The sequence below is a fragment of the Nocardia sp. NPDC051929 genome (genome assembly GCF_044548645.1).
Lineage (GTDB): Bacteria > Actinomycetota > Actinomycetes > Mycobacteriales > Mycobacteriaceae > Nocardia > Nocardia sichangensis.
In genome coordinates this window covers 86,889-106,219 of record NZ_JBIUCG010000017.1, presented here as the reverse complement: position 1 = coordinate 106,219, position 19,331 = coordinate 86,889, and the positions used below count along the sequence as shown (strand labels likewise).

Below are 19,331 nucleotides of genomic sequence, written 5' to 3'. Positions count from 1 at the left end.
ACCGGTACTGATGATGACGGGGTACCCCGCTGAAAACCACTGGAAAGCAAAAGAATGGTGGCGCGCCGGACGGGATACTGCCAAGTAGGCTCTCATCTCGGTCGGCACCGACGCCGGCCGCACAGACCACGCGGAGGTGGCAACCGGCATGGTTTCAGCGCTGCAACCACGCATCTCGCCCGGACGGCTCCGGGAACTCGGGGCGCTCAATTGGGTTGTCTGGCAGGTGCTCTCCCGCGCCGCGGGCACCCACGACGCCCATTTGTTCAGCACGCTGGGCCGCACCCGCGGCCTGTTCCGCGGTTGGCTGCACTTCTCGGGCAAGCTCATGCCAGGCGGGCGGCTGCCCCGCCACGAGTCCGAGCTGGTCATCATCCGGGTCGCACATCTGCGCGGGTGCGAGTACGAGATGGACCATCACATCCGGCTCGGCCGGCGCGCCGGGGTGACGAGCGAAATCCTGGAGCGGCTGCGCAAAGGCCCCGAGGCGGCGGAGTGGTCGGACAAGCACCGCGCGCTGCTGGCCGCCGTGGATCAGCTGGTGGAGACCCGTGACCTCGACGACGACACCTGGGCCGAGCTGGCGAAGCACTACGACGAGCGCAGTCTGATCGAGATCGTCCTGCTGATCAACCAATACGACGGGCTGGCCGCCACGATCACCGCCCTGCGCATCCAACGCGACGGCCTCTAGTCGGACCGGCCCTCGATACGGCGGGCCAGACCGTCCAGCACCAGCGTCAACCCGAACTCGTAGGCATGGTCGGCGCTGTAGGCGGCGTCGTGCGCCTGGCCCGCGGCCGTCCCGACGCGCGCGGCGAGCGGGTACCGCCGCGCGTCGAAGACCTGCGCCAGCACCGGCGCGGCCCGCTCCCACCACTGACCGTCGGACATGGCGCTGTCGGCCGCCGCCCGCGCGTTGTCGATGGCGATGCGGGCGACGGACGTGACGAAGCCGAGCACGAAGGTCAGAGCGGCGTCCATCGCCAGGTCGTCGAGGCCGAGGTCCGCGAAGGCCTCCAGCTCGTGGTCGTATTTCGCGGCGAGGCCCGGCCCGAGCGGTGGCCGGGTGGTCGGCAGATACGCCACCCACGGATGACGGGCCAGCAGGGCGCGGTTCTCGGCGGCGATCCGGGCGACCCGCTCGCGCCAGGGCAGACCGGTGAGGTCGGCGCGCTCCATCCGCGCGTACACCGTGTCCAGCATCAGGTCGATCAGTTCGGATTTGCCCGGCACATAGGTGTAGGTAGCCATGGGAGTCAGGCCGAGCCGGTTGGCGACCGCACGCATCGTGACCGCTGCGATTCCCTCCACGTCGGCGATCTCGATCGCGGCGGCGACGACCGCATCGACGCTGCTGCGCTGTTTCGGCCCCCGGCCGGTGCCCGGCTCCGACGGAATCCGCCACAGCAATTCCAGCGTGCGCACCGGGTCACCGGCGCCGCTGCGCTCCTTCGGCTGTCTCATCGCTCGCCTCCTCAACCGCCTCGCTTCCCCGATGGTATCGATGTGACGCACCTCATAATGCGCAGTGCCCATCAACTCCGTACAAAGTACAGTGTACTTAGTACGGAGTTTTTCCGCCGAGGAGGGCCCATGCACATCACCGCTTCCGCCATCTCGCTCAACGTTCCCGACCCGGCCGCCTCGGCGCGGTTCCTCATCGAGCACCTCGGCTTCGAGGAGAAGATGTCGGCCGACGGGTTCGTCTCGCTGGACCGCGACGACGCCGGACTGAACGTCATCTACCTGCGCACCGGACTGGCGAGCTTCAAACCGCGGAGCGCGGCGGGCAGCGCGGGCGAAGGCCTGCTCGTCGTCTTCGTCGTCGACGACATCGATGCCGAATACGCCCGGCTGCGAGCCGAGGGCGTGCCGATCGTGACGCCCATCGAAACCGAGGAGTGGGGCGAGCGGTACTTCCAGATGAGCGATCCGAACGGGATCATCATCCAATTGGTGCAGTGGGTCTGAGTTGTGTCCGAGCGGCTCGGATGATGTCAGGCGAGCGCAGCGCGGAAGACGTCGACGGCGGGAGTCGCCGGGCGACCGAGCAGTCGCGCCAGGTCGCCGGAGCGGACGTCGAGGATGCCTTGTGCGATACCGGCGTCGGCGTCGGCGAGCGCCTCGGCGAACTGGGCGGGCAATCCCGCCCCGGTCAAACCAGCCGCGTAGTCGGCCTGCGGAAGGTTCTCGTAGCGCACCGGCTTGCCCGATGCCTCCGAGATCGCCTCGGCCAGTTCGGCATAGGTGAGCCGGTCGTCGCCGCCGAGTTCGTATACCCGGCCCGCGTGGCCGTCGGTGGTCAGCACCCGGGCGGCGGCTTCGGCGTAGTCTGCCCGCGCCGCGCCCGCCACGCGACCTTCACCCGCCGCGCCGTGCAGCACGCCGGACTCCACCGCGTGCGCCAGACCGCCCAGGTAGTTCTCCCAGTACCACCCGTTGCGCAGCACTGTGTGCGGCACAGCCGATTCGGCGAGCACCGCTTCGGTGCCCTTGTGTTCCTGCGCGAGAATGAGCGGATTGTCGGTCGCGCCGGGAATACTGGTGTAGGCGAGCAATTCCACACCGGCCCGCTCAGCGGCGCGAATGACGTTGGTGTGCTGCGCCACGCGCGCGCCGAACTCGTTACCGGAGACCAGCAGCACCCGGTCGACACCCGCGAGCGCCCGGTCCAGCGCGGCCGCGTCGTCGTAGTCGGCCTGCCGGACGTCCACGCCACGTTCGGCCAGGTCGGCCACCTTCGCCGGGTCGCGCACGATCGCCACGACCGGTGTCGATCCCACCTTCAACAGCGCGTCCACTACGAGCCGGCCCAGCTGTCCGCTGGCCCCGGTCACCGCGACGGTCATGACTACCTCCAAGATCGCATCTTCGAATAGCACTAACTATTCGTAAGCACTATGCACCTTGTAGACACTGCCGTCAAGCTGGGTACTATCGAAGTATGTCCACCCAGCGCATTGCCTCGGCGGACGCCGACGATCCCACGCTGGAAGCCGACGTCTTCGCCCGGAACTGCACGTCGCGGCCGGTCCTGCAGAACGTCGCCAGTCGTTGGGGCACGCTGGCGCTGGTCGCGCTGCGCGAGGGGCCGTACCGGTTCAGCGCCTTGCGGCGGCGGGTCGACGGCGTCAGCGAGCGCATGCTGTCGCAGACCCTGCAGGCCCTGGAACGCGACGGCATGGTGCACCGCGAGGTGCAGGAAACGATTCCGCCCCGGGTCGAATACACCCTCACCGACCTGGGTGTCGAGGTGGCCGACCGCTTGGAGGCGCTCATCCGGGTACTGGAAACCAACATGCCGCGCGTGCGCGAGGCGCAGGCCGCCTACCACCGCGACTGACGGGAAGAGACCAGCGTCACCACGGGTTACACGGGCATGGAACTCGCCGCCGCAGTCGATTTCGCCCGCGACCACCGCAGGTCCGTGCTCACCACGATTCGCCGCAACGGACGACCGCAACTGTCCAACGTGCTGCACGTCGTCGGCGCGGATGGCCGCATTCGCATCTCCATCACCGCCGACCGGGCGAAGTACTACAACCTCGTCCGAGACCCGTGGGCGGCGCTGCACGTGACCCGCGACGATTTCTTCGCGTATGCCGTCCTCGAAGGCACGGTCGAACTCACCCCCGTCGCCGCCGAGCCAGACGACCCCACCGTCGACGCACTCGTCGACTACTACCGCACCGCCACCGGCGAGCACCCCGACTGGGACGAATACCGCGACGCGATGGTCACCGACCGCCGCGCCTTGGTGTTGTTCACCCCGACTCACGCCTACGGCATGCTCCCGGCCGCCGGGTAGCCGAACGAATCCTGCGCCACGAACACCGACGCTCCGGCGCATCGCCTCCATCGGCGCCTGCGGCCGCGCGGGCATAGCCCACTTGCCCCGCACAAGGCGAAGCAGGGCGGCCCGTCCGGCTACCCGAGCCGGGCCGAGAGCGCCCACGACTGGGTGGCGAGACAGACACCGGATCGGCGCGTGGGCGCGCGTAGCAGTAGCGGATACGCCGTACCCCGCCCCACCTCGCGGCGGCTGATGTGCGCCGCCGACCGGACCTCGCCGCGCCGCCGACCGGCTCGGCTCCGCGGTCGGCGCGGGCTGCGAAATCCGCCGTCGCCCGGCAGCCCCGCGCATCGACCGCCGTCGACGACGGCCAGTGCGCCGGGCCGGTCGGATCAGCGGGACATGAGATCGGACACCGTGACGAATTGGTATCCCGCGGCACGCAATTCGGTGACGATGCGCGGGATGGCGGCGATCGAGGGCTCCGCGTTGCCGTGCATGACATGCAGCAGAACGATCGACCCGGGGCGGACCTTGCCGAGCGTCTCGGCGACGATGTCGTCCGCGGTAACGCCGGCCCGGCCGGAATCGGGCTCGACGTCCCAGGTCACGGTGACGCGGTTGTGCTCGGCGAGATAATGCGGCAGCACCCACAACTTCTTGCCGTAAGGCGGACGGAAGGTGATCGGGCCCACGTAACCCGTCTGCATGATCTCGGTGTCCGTGCGCTCCACTTCGTCGCGGACCGTGCCGGGCGTCACGAAGACCATCCGCCGATGCGAATAGGTGTGATTGCCGATCTCGTGGCCCGCCGCGGCGATCGCCCGGCCGTACTCCGGGTGTTCGGCGAGATCACGCCCGTTCAGGTAGAAGGTCGCCGGAACCTGCGCGTCGGCGAGGACTTTCAGCACCTCGGGCGCGCGATCGGACGGCCCGTCGTCCAAGGTCAGCGCGACTACCCGCGCGTCGGTGTCCACCCGGCTGACCACGTGACCGGCCAACTGGAAGGTGCGCGCCTTCATCAGGTAGAAGGTGCCCGTCCCCAGCAGCACCACCACGACGAGCACCGGCACACTTCCGATCAGCCACCTGCGAAACATGCACGCTGTATAGCAGAACGCTCGCACCGATGCCGACCACCGACGGCCCTACCGGCGCGGAAACCTTTGCCGGATAGCGAAAAAGGGCGTGCGATCATCGACCGCACGCCCTTTCGACGCGAAGGGATCAGAAGTTGATCATGTGGCCGGCCAAGCCGTGGAAGGCTTCCTGGAGGGCCTCGCTGAGCGTCGGGTGAGTGTGGACGTTGCGGGTCAGCTCGTTGACCGTCAGGTCCCACTTCTGCGCGAGGGTGAGTTCGGGCAGCAGTTCGGAGACGTCCGGGCCGATGAGGTGCCCGCCGATCAGCTCGCCGTACTTGGCGTCGGCGACGAGCTTGACGAAACCGGTCGGGTCGCCGAGGCCGTGGGCCTTGCCGTTCGCGGTGAACGGGAAGGTCGCGACCTTCACGTCGTAGCCCTCGTCACGGGCCTGCTGCTCGGTCAGGCCGAAGCTGGCGACCTGCGGCTGGCAGAAGGTGGCGCGCGGCATCATCCGGTAGTCGCCGAGGGGAACGGTCTCCGCGCCCGCGATGGTCTCGGCCGCGACCACGCCTTGGGCCTCCGCGACGTGCGCGAGCTGCAGTTTCCCGGTGACGTCGCCGATCGCGTAGATGTGCGGCACGTTGGTGCGCATGTAGTCGTCGATCCCGATCGCGCCCCGGTCGGTGACCACGACGCCCGTGGTCTCCAGGCCGTAGCCGTCGACGCGCGGGGCGAAGCCGACGGCCTGCAGCACCTTGTCCACGGTGACGGTCTCGATCGACCCGGTCTTGTTGTCCTTGATCGCGACGGTGACCTTGGCGCCGTCGTCCTCGATGGACTGCACGGCCGCACCGGTGGTGATGGTGATGCCGAGCTTCTTGTACTGCTTGGTGATCTCCTTGGAGACGTCCGCGTCCTCGTTCGGCAGCGCGCGATCGAGGAACTCCACGATGCGCACGTCGACGCCGTAGTTCTTCAGGACGTAGCCGAACTCCATGCCGATCGCGCCGGCGCCGACGATGAGGATCGAGCCGGGCAGGTCACGGGTGAGGATCTGCTCCTCGTAGGTGACCACGTTGGCGCTGAGCTGAGTGCCGGGCAGCAGCTTGGTGACGGTACCCGCCGCGATGATCGCGTTGTCGAAGGTGATCGACTCGGTGCCGCCCTTGGTGAGCTCGACCGAGAGCGAGTTCGGGCCGGTGAAGGTGCCCTTGCCGTCGAACTCGTCGATCTTGTTCTTCTTCATCAGGAAGTGGACGCCCTTGACCCGGCCGTCGGCGACCTTGCGGCTGCGGTCGAAGGCGACCCCGAAGTCGAAGTTCACCTCACCGGAGATGCCGAAGGTCTTCGCCTCCTTGGTGAAGATGTGGGCGAGCTCGGCGTTGCGCAGCAGCGCCTTGGACGGGATGCAGCCGACGTTGAGGCACACACCACCCCAGTATTTCTGCTCGACGATCGCTGTTCGCAGGCCGAGTTGAGCGGCGCGGATAGCGGCGACGTATCCGCCGGGACCAGCGCCGAGAACGACGACATCGTAGTGGGAAGTCACGACCCGAGCCTAACTCCGCAGCGGGTAGTTCACCCACCCATCCCCCACCACAGTGAGGCGTGGGCCACACCCGTCAGCTACGCCAGACCTGACGGGCGACGCGGCGGAAGTTTTCACCGAAGATCGCGGCTCGGTCGGCGGAGGTGAAGCCACGCTGGGAGAGGGCCGCGTCGAGGGTGGGGACTTCGGAGGGGCCGAGGAGGTCTTCGGGCGGAGTCCAGTGCAGGGGCCCCCATTGGGTGTACGCCTCGGAGAAGGCCTCGGGGTTCTGCTGTAGTTCGGCGTTGAAGTCGTCGGCGTCGAAGGAGTAGTCCGAACCTATGCCGATGTGTTCGATCCCGACGAGCTCGACGCCGTACTCGATGTGGCGGGCCATCGCCGCGATCCGCTCGGCGCGCTCGTGGGGCGCGTTGCGGCCGAGGAAGATGCCGACGCCGTTGATGCCGATGACACCGCCGGTCGCGGCGCAGGCGCGCGCTTGGTCGTCGGTGATGTTGCGCGGGTGGTCCCACAGCGCGGCGAAATTGGAGTGGCTGTAGATCATCGGGACAACGCTCAGCTCGGCCAGCTCCAGCCCGGTGCGCCGGGAACAGTGCGAACCGTCGGCGAACATGCCGACTTCGTTCAACGCGTGAACGAGATCGCGCCCGTAACCGGTCAGCCCGGTGTCCACGGTGTCCAGGCAGCCGCAGCCCGCGGCGTTGGCGTGGTTGTAGGCGGGCAGCAACGACCGCACGCCGAGGTCGTAGAAGCGAGCGACGTTGTCCAGGTCGCCGCCCAGCGGCCCCGCGTCCTCCAGATCGAAGGCCAGCGCGATGGTGTCCGCGGCCCCGATGTCCGCCACGGTCTCGACGAGGCGGAACCGACCGTCCGCCATGGCATCCCGGCGGAATCGATCCAGCAGCGCCATGGAGTCCGCGGTCGATTGCCGGGAGTAGCCGACGTTCACCGACAGATACGATCCGGCCGGGTAGCGCGCGAGGTCGCCGATGCGCGCGGCGGGCGACAGCGGCAGACAGCAGTGCTGTTCCCAGAGAAAGGGCGGCAACCTCGAACCTCCTGGTCGGATCCAGCCTGGAGCAGCGATCCTACTGTTGGCGCCGAGCGAGCACAGGCGCGCAGCGAACGCCGGGCCGCCGAGCCGCCGTGCCGTGACCGAGTTGCCGCGACCGCCAACACTTTTCGCCCTCACCCACCGGTAACGAGGCATCCACCTGGACCGATGCATGTTATACATCAATCCCTCCTGTGCCCGAAGGCGGTGCGACCATGCGTCGCTTGCTTCTCCTGTTCGTCTCCTTCGTGACCCTCGCCGGTCTTTTCGTCGCCCCCGCCCCGGCTTCCGCCGCCCCGGCGTGCGCCTCCGGCTGGGGTTCGATACCCAAGGTGAGCCGAGCTCGGACGCTCACGCCGCTGACCGGGATCCGCGCCGGACGGCACGACTGCTTCGACCGCTTGGTACTCGACATCGCCGGTCCGGTGACCGGTTATCACGTCGGCTACGTCGAGCGAGTGGTCATGGACGGCTCCGGCGCACCCGTCACGCTGCGCGGCGGCGCGTTCCTGAGCATCGCCGTCTACGCCCCGGCCTACGACGACGCGTTCAACCCCACCTACACCCCCGCGAATCGGGCCGAACTCGCCGACGTGCGGGACTACCGGACCTTCCGCCAGGTGGCCTGGGCCGGTTCCTTCGAAGGTCAGACCAACGTCGGATTGGGCACGCGCGCGCGATTGCCGTTCCAGGTGTCCACCCTGGCCGGGCCGGGCAGCGGATCGCGCATCGTGATCGATGTAGCGCACTCCTGGTGACCCCGCGCCGCGCGGCTCGGCAACAATGTGGGGATGAGCGGCGTTGAGCGGAATGTGACCGATCCCTACCTCTGGCTGGAAGAAGTGACCGGCGAGCGCGCTCTGGACTGGGCTCGCGCGCACAACACGGTCGTGCGCGCCCGGTTCGCCGACTCCGATCGCTTCCGCGACCTGGAGCGACGCATCCTCGACATGCTCGACACCGACACCAAGATCGCCTACCCATCCCGCCGCGGGCCCTGGCTCTACAACTTCTGGCGGGATGCCCAGCATCCGCGCGGCCTCTGGCGGCGCACCACGTTCGCCGAGTACGCCGAGGACGCGCCGGACTGGGACGTGCTGATCGACCTGGACGCGGTGGCCGCCGACGAGAACGAGAACTGGGTGTGGGGCGGCGCGGCGGTGCTGCGCCCGGAACAGTCCCGCGCGCTGATCAGCCTGTCGCGCGGCGGCGCGGACGCGAAGGTCGTCCGCGAGTTCGACATGGAGCGCAGGGTGTTCCTCGATCCGGCCGATGGCGGGTTCTTCCTGCCCGAGGCCAAGTCGGAGATCCGCTGGATCGACATCGACTCGGTGTACGTGGGCACCGACTTCGGCCCTGGCACACTGACCGATTCGGGATATCCGCGCATCGCGAAACGCTGGCGGCGCGGTACCGCGCTGGAGGAGGCGACCACCGTCTTCGAGGGCGAGAGCGGCGATGTCGCGGTCTCGGCGGGTTACGACCGCACGCCGGGTTACGAACGGCACTACGTCGGCCGCGCCACCGACTTCTTCAACGAAGAGGTCTACCTGTTGGAGGACGACGGCGCCCTGCGGCACCTCGACATCCCCACCGACGCCAGTGAGTCCTGGTACAAGGACTGGCTGCTGGTGCGGCTGAAGTCGCCGTGGGAGGTCGGCGGCACGAGCTATCCCGCGGGCGCGCTGCTGGCCATCGACTTCGAGAAGTTCCTCTCCGGCGCACGGGAATTCGAGGTGATCTTCACCCCGGACGCGCACACCTCGCTGCACGGCTACGGCTGGACCGAGAACCACCTGCTGCTGGTCACGCTCGAGGACGTGCAGACCAAGCTCTACGTGCTGACGCCGGGATCCGACGGCTGGCGCCGCGAGCCGCTTGCCGATACCCCGCCGATGGCCACCACCAGCGTCCTGAATCTCGACCCGCTGGAGAGCGGCGACGAGTTCATGCTCAACACCAGCGGCTTCACCACCCCGGCGACGCTGCTGGCCAGTGCCGTCGGTGGGCGCACCGAGCGGCTCAAACAGGAACCCGGATTCTTCGACGCCGACGGGGTGGAGACCGAGCAGTTCTTCGCCACATCCGACGACGGCACGCCGGTGCCGTACTTCGTGATCCGCCATCGTGACCGGAAGGCCGCGCCGGGGCCGACGGTGATGTCCGGCTACGGCGGTTTCGAAGTGTCCCGAACCCCCGCATACAGCGGCGCGTCCGGCATGGGCTGGTTGGAGCGCGGCGGGACGTGGGTGATGACGAACATCCGTGGCGGCGGCGAGTACGGACCGCAGTGGCACACCTCGGTGCAGAAAGCGAACCGGCACAAGGTGTACGAGGACTTCTCCTCGATCGCGAAAGACCTCGTCGCGCGCGGCATCACCACCGCGGACCAGCTCGGCGCGGTGGGCGGCAGCAACGGCGGACTGCTCATGGGTGTGATGCTGACCCGCTACCCCGAATTGTTCGGCGCCATCGTCTGCCAGGTGCCGCTGCTGGATATGAAGCGCTACCACCTGCTGCTCGCGGGCGCTTCGTGGATGGCCGAGTACGGTGACCCGGACAAACCGGAGGAATGGGAGTACATCGGCAAGTACTCGCCCTACCAGAACGCGCACGCCGACCGCGCCTATCCGCCGATCCTGCTCACTACCTCGACCAGGGACGACCGGGTGCACCCCGGCCATGCCCGCAAGATGGCCGCCCTGCTCGAGGAGCAGGGCCACGAGTTCTGGTACCACGAGAACATCGAAGGCGGCCACGGCGGCGCGGCCGACAACAAGCAGTCGGCCTTCCAGGCGGCGCTGATCTACGAGTTCTTCACCCAGATGCTGATCGAACGACGCGGCTGACGGATCGACGCGGAGCAACGCTCAGCGGTCGCGCAACCACTTCTCGATCTGGTCGACGGTGCTGGTGTACTGCCGGATCCAGCCGTTGTGGCCCAGTGGTTCCGGCTGGCGCCAGCGCGTCACCTCCGCGTTGGGCAGCTTCTCCAGCAGATGCTCGGCGGAGCTGGGCGGGGTGAGGTCGTCGCCGGTGATCGTGATGGACAGCACCGGGAGTTTCAGCCGCGCGATGCGCTCCTCGTAGTCGATGTCCGCGCCGACCGGAACGAACCGGCCGGTGCGCGCCAGCCGGGCCCAGTCGGAGATCAGCACCTTGGACTGGCGGCCGAAACCCATCGAGACACGGTCACCGGGCCAGAAGCCGGCCAGGTTGGCCGTCAGCGAGATCGCCGCGGTGCCGACCAGCATGCCCGGACCCGAAAGTCCCCGATAGCCACGGTAATAGGGGGTGCCGGAGGCGACCAGGATCAGCCCGCCGAGCCTGCCACGGACGCGCGCGGCGTACATGACGCCGAGCTGGCCGCCCATGCTGTGACCGAGCAGGTACGGCGTGCTGTCCGGAAACTGCTCGCGGACCACCTCGAAGATCGCCGGGAAGTCCACCGAGACCAGTTCGTGGTAGCCGAAGGTGCTGGCGGAGCTCGGCTTCGGCCTGCTGTCGCCGTTGCCGCGCAGCTCGCCGATGGCCACGTCGAACCCGCGCGCGGCCAGTCCCGAGGCGAACAGTTCGTAGTAGCCCCCCGGAACGCCGAGCCCGGGCACGATCACCAGCACCGGTCGCGGCGTGTCCGGACCCACCGCGTGCCGGTGCGGCCCCCCGGCGGGGATCAACCGCACCGGGACCGTTGTGCCGTCCGGCATCTGGATCGGAACTGTTTGCATCCCCGCACGTTACCGCGCTCATCGCGCCCGATCCCGCAGGCCGGGACGCTATGCGCGGACCGCGCCGATGATCACCCTGCTGAGCACCCGGATCACGTCGTCGAGCGGCGGGCGCGGCTCCGCGCCGCTCCACGAGTCGACCACATAGTTGACACCGCCGATGATGGCGAGCATCCGCATTTCGTAGTCGCCCGCGGGTATCTCACCGTGCAGGGCGGCGTCTTCGGCAGCGCCGGCCAGCAGCGAACCCCACTCCCGGCGCACCGCGAGACGGAACTTTTCCACCTTCGGGCCCGCGCCGACCACTTCCACCAGGGCGACGCGTGCCTTGCGCGGATCGGAACCGATGGATTCGACGTAGGCGCGAACCGCGGCGTCGATGACGTCCAGGGCCTTCGCGCCGGACTTCGCGTCCAACGCTTTCTTCACGGCGTCCCGCGACTCCCGGTCGATCTGCTCGTACAGCTCTAGGAGCAGGGACTCGCGCCCGGTGAACTCCTCGTAGAACTGTCGCGAGGAGAGTCCGGCGTCCTTGCATATGGCGCCGACCGAACTGTTGGCGTAGCCGTCCCGCGCGAAGACCGTCAGGCCTGACTCCAGAAAACGCGCACGCCGCTGACGTTGCCGGTCCTCCACGGGTTGCCCGGCATACATTCGACCCGTATTCGCATCCTGTGACATTGGGGCAGACAATACAGAAGGGCCCGAACTCATCGTCACGGATCGGGCCCTTCGTTACAACCCTCGACCAATCTACGGTTAGCCGAAAGTTGGCTGAGCAGTTGCTACCTCATCAAATGGTCGCCGGACAGAAGCCCGGCGACCATAGTAGCTTGCGCACAAGCACTCTTTTCCACGGATCGAGCATTCGGCAACTCCGATCTGGGCCGTAGGAGATTTCTTGTCACTGGCTATTTGCCGGAACAGACGATACCTAGCAGCGTCGCGCTTGCGGGCAATTTTAGAGGGACACTGTAGAATTTTTTGTTTCATTCCGATTCGTCGGTTACGGCGAGTTCGCCGGCTCCCACCGAACCGCCCAGCAATTCCGGCAGATCGACCACGGAATCGATGACGTGATCCGGCGCGCGGTCGGCCGACGCCAGCACGCCCGGCCGGAATTTGCCGGTGCGCACCAGCACGCCGGTCAACCCGACGTCCTGCGCCGCAAGCACATCCGAGTACAGATCGTCACCGATCATCACGACCTCCGCCGGCTCGAGGCGCATCAGCCCCGCGGCGGTCCGGAAACCGGGGGCCGCGGGCTTGCCCACCACCTCGATGCGGGCATTGCCCGCCGCCTCCAAGCCGGGCAGATACGCCCCCGCGTCGATACGCAATCCGTCCGCGGTCGCCCAGGTCAGTCCGCTGTGCATGGCGACGACGGGCACGCCGTCCAGCATCAGTTCCGCCACTCGACTCAGTGCGGCATGGGTGAATTCCGCTCCCGCGCCGCCGATCACGACCACGTCCGGATGTTCCTCGTCGAGCCGGAGACCGGCGAGGTCGGCATCGATGTCGCCGTGGTTGAGCACCCAGACGGCGGCGCCGGGGTAGCGCCCGCGCACGAACTCGGCGGTGAGTCTTGCGGCGGTGACGATCTCGGCGGGTTCGACCTCGATACCCGCGCCGCACAGGCGTTCCGCGATCTCGGCGCAGGTACGCGAAGTGGTGTTGGTCAGAAACGCCCGGCGCAGTCCGCTCTCCCGGATCCGGCGCACCGCTGCGGCGGCGCCCGCGATCTCCCGCCAGGAGGTCACCAGGACGCCGTCGATGTCGTAGAGCACGCCTCGGATCCGGACGCGGTCAGGCATGGTTTCAGCGTACGACCGACCCGATGGCCCGGCATGCCGACTTAGGGTGTTCCCATGATGAAGGCGCTGCTCTACGGACTCGGCACGGCCGTGCCGCTGGTCTTGGGCGCTGCCATCGGGTCGCGGTGGCAACTGCCCAAGGCGGTGCTCGCCTCCCTGATGGCCTTCGGCGCGGGCACGATGATCGCGGCGGTGTCCACCGAGCTGTTCGAGCCCGCCTTTCGCCAGAACGCGACGATCGCCGCGATCGCGCTGCTCGCGGGCGCGGGGGTCTACGTGGTGGCCGATCACCTCATCGAGAACAAGCTCGGTCCCCGCGCGCTCGGCTGGGCGCTGATGCTGGGCGCGGTGCTGGACGGCGTCCCGGAGAACACGGCGCTCGGCGTCACACTGACCGGTGGCGGCGGACTGGTGCTGCTGGTGGCAGTGGCCGTGGGCAACGTGCCCGAGGCGATCAGCGGAGCCGCGCTGATGCGCGACCAGCACGGCGTGGCGCGGCACCGCGCCCTCTGGCTGTGGACGGCGACCGGCGCGGTGCTCGTACTGGTCACGATGCTCGGAAACGCGTTGTCGGACAACTTGTCCGAGACCCACATCGGCGCGGTGCAAGCGTTCGCCGGCGGTGCCACGATCGCGGTACTGGCCGACTCACTGATGCCGGAGGCCTACCGAGAAGGCGGCTGGTGGGTCGGAATGGCCACGGCGGCCGGGTTTCTCGTGGCTTTCATCTTGCGCTGACCGGCGGCGGTCGTCAGCGCCGCGCGCCGCTGATGACCGCGTCCAGCAGGCCGGGGAAGCGCTGATTCAAATCTTCGCGCCGTAGCGCGACCAGCCGATTGCGGCCGGAGACGAACGTCATCGTGACGCCCGCGTCCCGCAGCACCTTCCAGTGGTGCGAGGCGGTGGCCGCCGTGATCTCCACATCGAACTCTCGGACATTGCAGCTCAACGGTTCCCGTTCCCCGGCGAGCGCGCGCACCAGTTCCAGGCGCACCGGGTCGGCGAGCGCGCTCAGCACGCGGACCAGATCGATGTCGGCGGTACTCGGCTGCGGCAGCGTACGCATCTCCATTCCCCGATCATTTGACAACAATCGAATTGTATCTCACGCTCATCCTATGATGTTTCGACAACCATCAAATAATCTCTACCGGTCGCTCCTCCCGCTCGCCGTGGGCACTTTCGTGCTCGGCACCGACGGCTTCGTACTCAGCGGCCTGCTTCCGCTGATCGCCGCCGATCTGCACGTCTCCGTGTCCACCGCCGGGCAGCTGACCACGATCTTCGCCTGGACCTACGCCATCGCCGCACCGCTGATCGCGGCGGCGACCGGGTCCTGGGATCGCCGCGTGCTGCTCGGTGGCGGCGCCGCGCTCTTCGTGGTCGGCATGATCGGGCAGGCCGCCGGGGAGAGCTTCGGCGTCATGGCCGCGGCGCGCGTCGTCGCGGCAATCGGGGCGGCGGCCTTCCAGGCCAACGCGTACGCCGTCGCCGGCGTCGTCGCCGATGAAGCCCATCGGGGGCGGGCACTGGCGATCGTGACGGCGGGCATCACGCTGTCCAGCGTCGCGGGCGTGCCGATCGGCATCTTCGCCGAGCGCTGGATCGGCTGGCGCGGCGTGCTGTGGGGCATCGCGCTCGGCGGAGCCATCGCCGCGCTGCTGGTATTGCTATTGCCACGGGTGACCCTGCCGAGCGCGGGACTGCGCGCCCGGATCGGCGTGCTGACCCGTCCGTCGGTGCTGCGGGTGCTGATCGTGACGACAACGCAGATCACCGCCGTCTACACCACCATCGTCTACCTGCCCGTGGTGGTCGCGGCATCGGTGCCGCAGAACATGCTCGCCTGGCTGTTGCTGGCCATGGGCATCGGCCAGGTGATCGGCAACGCGCAGGCCGGGCGGGCGGTCGACCGCTACGGCCCGCAGCGCACGCTGACGGTGGGACTCGCGGGCGCGCTGGTCGGCCTCGCACTGCTCGGCGTGTCCGTACATGCCGCGTGGGCGGTGTTCGTGGTGCTCGCCATCACCGGACTGTTCGGTTCGGCGATCCTGGTTCCGCAACAGCATCGGCTGTTCGGCATCGCCCATGACGCGCCCACCGTCGCCCTCGGCTTGAACGGATCGGCCATCTACCTCGGCGCGGGAATCGGGTCGATCATCGGTGCGACCGTGCTGGATTCCTCCGGCAGCCAGTGGCTCCCGTGGACCTCCACGCTCATCGCATGCCTCGCCCTCGCCCTCGCGCTCCAGAAGACCCAATCCCCCACCAGGGCTCCAGTTCCGGCATGAGCTACCCGTCGCCGGGATCGGGCGGGGCACTCGCCATACCGCGTGCCCCGCTACCGGCGACTAAGCGGCAGGGCCGGGGCGGATCGAGTCCAATCGGTCGGCACAGCGAGTCAGCAAGTCCTGCAAGGAGGCTCGCTCGGCGTCGGTGAATTCTTCGGCCAAGGCGCGTTCGACTCGGACGGCGCGGGCGTCCGCGTCGCGCATGACCGCCGCGCCCTTCTCGGTCAACGTGGTCTCCAGGACGTTCTTGTGCCACGGGTGCGGGGTGCGCTCGATGAGCCCGCGGTCCTGCAGATTGCCCAGCACGGTGTTCATCGAGGGCGGGGTGACGCCGCAGAGCCGGGCCAGGGCGGCGGCGGAGATACCGGGATTCTCGGCGAGGAACAGCAGCGCGGCGTATTGGGGCACGGTGACGCCCGCCGGTTTCAACGCGGCGTTCTTGGCCGTGTTGAGGGACTGCTCGGCCCGTTTGAGGTACGAGCCGATCCGTTCGGCGGCGGGCATCGACGTCATAAGCGCATGGTATCCGCACGTCTTCTTGTTTCAGTCTTGACTGATATTAGAGTTCTAACTTAGATTCGAGCAAGATGCTTGATGTGAGCACATTTGCATGCATGATCTCTAAGAGGTAATCGATGCCCCACGCACTACCCCTCCGCCTGCTGTCGAGCCTGGCCGCAGCCAGCGCCTGCCTCCCGCTCGTCGCCTGCGGCACCAGCGACGAACCGAACGCTGCCGTCCACACCGCCTACGAACTGCCGGGCGACCGGGCCTACCCCGAGGGCATCGCGGTGGACGCGCGGACGGGAGACAGCTACGTCGGCTCCTACACCACCGGCGCCGTCTATCGCGCGACGCAAAACGCGCACCGAGCCGAGATCTTCCTCCCCGAAGGCGCGAACAACCACAAGACCGCCAACGGCTTGAAAGTCGACACGGCCGGACGGCTGTGGGTGACCGACTCGACAACCGGCGTCGCGGTGTACGACATCGCGACCCGCGCGCTGCTCGCCGACTTCACCGTGCCCGGAAGCGAGCCCCGCTTCGTGAACGATCTCGCCATCACCCCGGACGGCACGGCGTATCTGACCGACAGCACACGCGCGCTCGTCTATCGCGTGACACCCGATCAACTGGCCGCCGCCAGAGCGCAGGGTGGGCGAGCCGAACTGACCCCACGGTTCGACCTGCACTCCGCGCTGCCGCCGATCGAGCCGGGCGGCTTCAGCCTCAACGGCATCGTCGCCGATCCGGCAGGCCGCTATCTGCTCACGGTCGACATGCCGCGCGGCGACTTGTACCGCATCGCGTTGACTCCGGACCCGAATCCGATCCGCAAGGTGGCCTTGCGCGGTGGCGATCTGCGTCAGGGCGACGGACTGGAACTGCGCGACGACACCCTGTGGGCCGCGCACAACACGACCAACACCATCAGCCGCTGGACCCTCTCCGACGACGGCGCCACGGCCACGCTCGCGCAGCAACGCACCGACGAAGCCCTGTCCATCCCCACCACCCTGGCCCGCGCCGGTGACCGGATCCTGATCGTCTCCTCCCAATTCGACAAGGGCGGCCCGATGGGCCCCGGCACCCCGAAGACGCCTTTCACCGTCGTCACTCTCGACGGAATCTGACCCGGAACGCCGGAAGCCGGCCCACCTCGCGGTGGACCGGCTTCCGGTTCGAAATGTGTTGCCGGGTGGCCGGACTCAGAAGTCCATGCCGCCCATGCCACCGGTCGGGTCGCCGGCGGGAGCGGCGGCCTTCTCCGGCTTGTCGGCGACAACGGCCTCCGTGGTCAGGAACAGAGCCGCGATCGAGGCCGCGTTCTGCAGCGCCGAACGGGTGACCTTGACCGGGTCGGCGACACCGGCGGCCAGCAGGTCCTCGTACTCGCCCGAGTCGGCGTTCAGGCCGTGACCCGCGGGCAGGTTGGCGACCTTCTCGGCGACCACGCCGGGCTCGAGGCCCGCGTTGAACGCGATCTGCTTCAGCGGAGCCGACAGCGCGACCTTCACGATGTTCGCGCCGGTGGCCTCGTCACCGGCGAGCTTCAGCTCCTCCAGCGCCGGAGCCGACTGCAGCAGGGCCACGCCACCACCGGCGACGATGCCCTCCTCCACGGCAGCCTTCGCGTTGCGGACGGCGTCCTCGATGCGGTGCTTGCGCTCCTTGAGCTCCACCTCGGTGGCCGCGCCCGCCTTGATCACCGCGACACCGCCGGCCAGCTTGGCCAGACGCTCCTGCAGCTTCTCCCGGTCGTAGTCCGAGTCGGAGTTCTCGATCTCGGTCCGGATCTGCGCGACCCGGCCCTTGATCGCCTCCGCGTCGCCCGCGCCCTCGACGATGGTGGTCTCGTCCTTGGTGACGACGACCTTGCGCGCCTGGCCGAGCAGCTCGACGCCGGCGTTCTCCAGCGACAGGCCGACCTCTTCGCTGATGACCTCGCCACCGGTCAGGATGGCGATGTCGGCCAGCTGAGCCTTGCGGCGGTCACCGAAGCCGGGAGCCTTCACGGCGACCGACTTGAAGGTGCCGCGGATCTTGTTGACCACCAGGGTGGACAGGGCCTCGCCCTCGACGTCCTCGGCGATGATCAGCAGCGGCTTGCCCGCCTGGATGACCTTCTCCAGCAGCGGCAGCAGGTCCTTGACGGTGGAGACCTTCGAGCCGACCAGCAGGATGTACGGGTCCTCGAGGACCGCTTCCTGACGCTCCGGGTCGGTGACGAAGTAGCCGGAGATGTAGCCCTTGTCGAAGCGCATGCCCTCGGTGAGCTCCAGCTGGAGACCGAAGGTGTTGCTCTCCTCGACGGTGATGACGCCTTCCTTGCCGACCTTGTCCATGGCCTCGGCGATCAGCTCACCGATGGACGCGTCGCCTGCCGAGATACCGGCGGTGGCGGCGATCTGCTCCTTGGTCTCGACCTCCTTGGCGGTGTCGAGCAGCTTGGCGGTGACGGCCTCGACGGCCTTCTCGATGCCGCGCTTCAGGCCCAGCGGGTTCGCGCCGGCCGCGACGTTGCGCAGGCCCTCGCGCACCAGCGCCTGGGCGAGCACGGTCGCGGTGGTGGTGCCGTCGCCCGCGACGTCGTCGGTCTTCTTGGCGACTTCCTTGACCAGCTCGGCGCCGATCTTCTCGTACGGGTCCTCCAGCTCGATCTCCTTGGCGATGGACACACCATCGTTGGTGATCGTGGGGGCGCCCCACTTCTTCTCCAGGACAACGTTGCGACCCTTGGGGCCCAGCGTCACCTTGACCGCGTCGGCGAGGCTGTTCAGACCCCGCTCGAGGCCGCGGCGGGCCTCTTCGTCATACGCAATTGTCTTGGCCATGGCGTTGTTGAGATCCTCCATGTGTATGGCTGACACACAGGACGACCGCCGGTTGGGTCGCCCCAGTTACGCTGGCCAGGTTCGGTGCCCGCGACGGACGACCGAGGGTGTCTAGGGAACCCGGTCTCACCGTCCCGACCTGGCACTCACAGGTCGAGAGTGCCAAAAGCATTTTTAGCACTCAGGGGTGCCGAGTGCAAGGTCCGCGCGGGCTAGGGGCGGTCGTCGACACGGAGCACCAGCGCGACGAACGCGTCGGTACGGCGTTCCTCCGGGGTGCGGGGCTCGCCGTCCTCGACGGTGACGAGCTCGGCGTCGTGCAGCAGCAACTCCGCCTCCACCCGCATGATCGCGCGAATGAACGGCGGGGCGACGTCGGGCGGCAGGTCGCCGTTCACCACGTAGCTGCCGTCCGGTTGGGACTCGGTGGACACATACGAAAGCGCGCGCAGCAGATCTGCGCGCCGTTCCCCCGCTATTAGGTCGGAATCCGTTTCATCCGCCATTGCTATAGCTTAGCCGCCAGTGGTTCACATCTTCGGCCGGACGATTCGCGCCGCCCGGCGCCGACGATGAAAGCGCAGGTCACACCACCCCTCCTGGGGACAGGGTGAACCAGGCACCGCGCCGAGGCGGCCGGGGCGGCGTAGATTCCGGGTGGACCATGATCAACCTCAGCCCG

The 19,331-nt window shown here is 68.1% G+C and carries 21 protein-coding genes; 9 read left to right on the top strand and 12 right to left on the bottom strand.

Features of this window, described 5'->3' with window-relative positions; translation table 11 throughout:
* The first annotated feature begins 160 nt into the window (after positions 1-160).
* Positions 161-694 (top strand): carboxymuconolactone decarboxylase family protein, encoded by a 534-nt coding sequence (locus ACIHAX_RS23695; RefSeq protein ID WP_355072125.1) that lies wholly within the window; start codon positions 161-163, stop codon positions 692-694.
* Here ACIHAX_RS23695 and ACIHAX_RS23690 read toward each other — a convergent pair.
* On the bottom strand, positions 691-1,467 hold the full coding sequence (locus ACIHAX_RS23690) for a TetR/AcrR family transcriptional regulator C-terminal domain-containing protein (protein ID WP_397279571.1): 777 nt from the start codon (positions 1,465-1,467) through the stop codon (positions 691-693). The genes ACIHAX_RS23695 and ACIHAX_RS23690 overlap by 4 nt on opposite strands.
* Before the next feature lie 129 nt (positions 1,468-1,596).
* Between ACIHAX_RS23690 and ACIHAX_RS23685 the strand changes: the two genes are divergently transcribed.
* Positions 1,597-1,974 carry a VOC family protein gene (locus ACIHAX_RS23685; protein WP_355071736.1) on the top strand — a complete coding sequence of 126 codons (378 nt, stop codon included), beginning with the start codon at positions 1,597-1,599 and terminating at the stop codon, positions 1,972-1,974.
* Positions 1,975-2,000: 26 nt separating this feature from the next.
* Here ACIHAX_RS23685 and ACIHAX_RS23680 read toward each other — a convergent pair whose 3' ends face one another.
* Positions 2,001-2,852, bottom strand: a complete 852-nt coding sequence (locus tag ACIHAX_RS23680) for an SDR family oxidoreductase (RefSeq protein ID WP_364424486.1) — start codon at positions 2,850-2,852, stop codon at positions 2,001-2,003.
* 95 nt (positions 2,853-2,947) lie between these two features.
* Here ACIHAX_RS23680 and ACIHAX_RS23675 point away from each other — a divergent pair, with 95 nt between their 5' ends.
* Together ACIHAX_RS23675 and ACIHAX_RS23670 are read left to right on the top strand one after the other, a co-directional pair.
* A complete protein-coding gene (locus tag ACIHAX_RS23675; protein WP_356962711.1) occupies positions 2,948-3,346 on the top strand; it encodes a helix-turn-helix domain-containing protein in 399 nt (132 codons plus the stop codon).
* 36 nt (positions 3,347-3,382) lie between these two features.
* Complete coding sequence (locus ACIHAX_RS23670; RefSeq protein WP_355071731.1) at positions 3,383-3,811, top strand: PPOX class F420-dependent oxidoreductase; 429 nt, start codon at positions 3,383-3,385, stop codon at positions 3,809-3,811.
* A gap of 377 nt (positions 3,812-4,188) precedes the next feature.
* Here ACIHAX_RS23670 and ACIHAX_RS23665 read toward each other — a convergent pair whose 3' ends face one another.
* The 3 genes from ACIHAX_RS23665 to ACIHAX_RS23655 all read right to left on the bottom strand — a co-directional run bounded on the left by ACIHAX_RS23665 (position 4,189) and on the right by ACIHAX_RS23655 (position 7,475).
* Positions 4,189-4,896, bottom strand: a complete 708-nt coding sequence (locus tag ACIHAX_RS23665; protein WP_397279568.1) for a polysaccharide deacetylase family protein — start codon at positions 4,894-4,896, stop codon at positions 4,189-4,191.
* A gap of 127 nt (positions 4,897-5,023) precedes the next feature.
* Positions 5,024-6,427, bottom strand: a complete 1,404-nt coding sequence (gene lpdA / locus ACIHAX_RS23660) for a dihydrolipoyl dehydrogenase (RefSeq protein WP_355071727.1) — start codon at positions 6,425-6,427, stop codon at positions 5,024-5,026.
* 73 nt (positions 6,428-6,500) lie between these two features.
* A complete protein-coding gene (locus ACIHAX_RS23655) occupies positions 6,501-7,475 on the bottom strand; it encodes a membrane dipeptidase (protein ID WP_364424492.1) in 975 nt (324 codons plus the stop codon).
* Between the two features lie 221 nt (positions 7,476-7,696).
* Between ACIHAX_RS23655 and ACIHAX_RS23650 the strand changes: the two genes are divergently transcribed.
* Together ACIHAX_RS23650 and ACIHAX_RS23645 are read left to right on the top strand one after the other, a co-directional pair.
* Positions 7,697-8,239 (top strand): hypothetical protein, encoded by a 543-nt coding sequence (locus ACIHAX_RS23650; protein ID WP_397279566.1) that lies wholly within the window; start codon positions 7,697-7,699, stop codon positions 8,237-8,239.
* Positions 8,240-8,272: 33 nt separating this feature from the next.
* Positions 8,273-10,330 carry a prolyl oligopeptidase family protein gene (locus tag ACIHAX_RS23645; protein ID WP_397279564.1) on the top strand — a complete coding sequence of 686 codons (2,058 nt, stop codon included), beginning with the start codon at positions 8,273-8,275 and terminating at the stop codon, positions 10,328-10,330.
* Between the two features lie 21 nt (positions 10,331-10,351).
* Here the strand turns inward: ACIHAX_RS23645 and ACIHAX_RS23640 are convergent, their stop codons facing one another.
* The 3 genes from ACIHAX_RS23640 to ACIHAX_RS23630 form a co-directional block, all read right to left on the bottom strand.
* Positions 10,352-11,209, bottom strand: coding sequence for an alpha/beta fold hydrolase (locus ACIHAX_RS23640; protein ID WP_356962720.1), 858 nt, complete (start codon positions 11,207-11,209; stop codon positions 10,352-10,354).
* A 48-nt stretch (positions 11,210-11,257) separates the two neighbouring features.
* A complete protein-coding gene (locus tag ACIHAX_RS23635; protein ID WP_355071720.1) occupies positions 11,258-11,890 on the bottom strand; it encodes a TetR/AcrR family transcriptional regulator in 633 nt (210 codons plus the stop codon).
* Between the two features lie 308 nt (positions 11,891-12,198).
* Entirely contained in the window at positions 12,199-13,023 is an 825-nt protein-coding gene (locus tag ACIHAX_RS23630) for an HAD-IIA family hydrolase (protein ID WP_355071718.1), read from the bottom strand.
* Positions 13,024-13,077: 54 nt separating this feature from the next.
* Here ACIHAX_RS23630 and ACIHAX_RS23625 point away from each other — a divergent pair, with 54 nt between their 5' ends.
* Positions 13,078-13,761, top strand: a complete 684-nt coding sequence (locus ACIHAX_RS23625) for a ZIP family metal transporter (protein ID WP_355071716.1) — start codon at positions 13,078-13,080, stop codon at positions 13,759-13,761.
* A 13-nt stretch (positions 13,762-13,774) separates the two neighbouring features.
* Here ACIHAX_RS23625 and ACIHAX_RS23620 read toward each other — a convergent pair whose 3' ends face one another.
* Positions 13,775-14,095 carry a helix-turn-helix transcriptional regulator gene (locus ACIHAX_RS23620; protein ID WP_355071715.1) on the bottom strand — a complete coding sequence of 107 codons (321 nt, stop codon included), beginning with the start codon at positions 14,093-14,095 and terminating at the stop codon, positions 13,775-13,777.
* 100 nt (positions 14,096-14,195) lie between these two features.
* Between ACIHAX_RS23620 and ACIHAX_RS23615 the strand changes: the two genes are divergently transcribed.
* Positions 14,196-15,314 (top strand): MFS transporter, encoded by a 1,119-nt coding sequence (locus ACIHAX_RS23615; RefSeq protein WP_397279562.1) that lies wholly within the window; start codon positions 14,196-14,198, stop codon positions 15,312-15,314.
* Positions 15,315-15,374: 60 nt separating this feature from the next.
* On the opposite strand, the gene ACIHAX_RS23610 is transcribed toward ACIHAX_RS23615, so the two are convergent.
* Complete coding sequence (locus ACIHAX_RS23610) at positions 15,375-15,827, bottom strand: MarR family transcriptional regulator (RefSeq protein ID WP_355071711.1); 453 nt, start codon at positions 15,825-15,827, stop codon at positions 15,375-15,377.
* A gap of 122 nt (positions 15,828-15,949) precedes the next feature.
* On the opposite strand from ACIHAX_RS23610, the gene ACIHAX_RS23605 reads away from it, so the two are divergent.
* Positions 15,950-16,948: an SMP-30/gluconolactonase/LRE family protein gene (locus ACIHAX_RS23605; protein ID WP_397279560.1), complete on the top strand. Its 999-nt coding sequence runs from the start codon at positions 15,950-15,952 to the stop codon at positions 16,946-16,948.
* 75 nt (positions 16,949-17,023) lie between these two features.
* Here ACIHAX_RS23605 and groL read toward each other — a convergent pair whose 3' ends face one another.
* Together groL and ACIHAX_RS23595 are read right to left on the bottom strand one after the other, a co-directional pair.
* Positions 17,024-18,649, bottom strand: a complete 1,626-nt coding sequence (gene groL / locus ACIHAX_RS23600; protein WP_364424505.1) for a chaperonin GroEL — start codon at positions 18,647-18,649, stop codon at positions 17,024-17,026.
* Between the two features lie 212 nt (positions 18,650-18,861).
* Entirely contained in the window at positions 18,862-19,155 is a 294-nt protein-coding gene (locus ACIHAX_RS23595; protein WP_355071706.1) for a hypothetical protein, read from the bottom strand.
* Positions 19,156-19,331 lie beyond the last annotated feature (176 nt).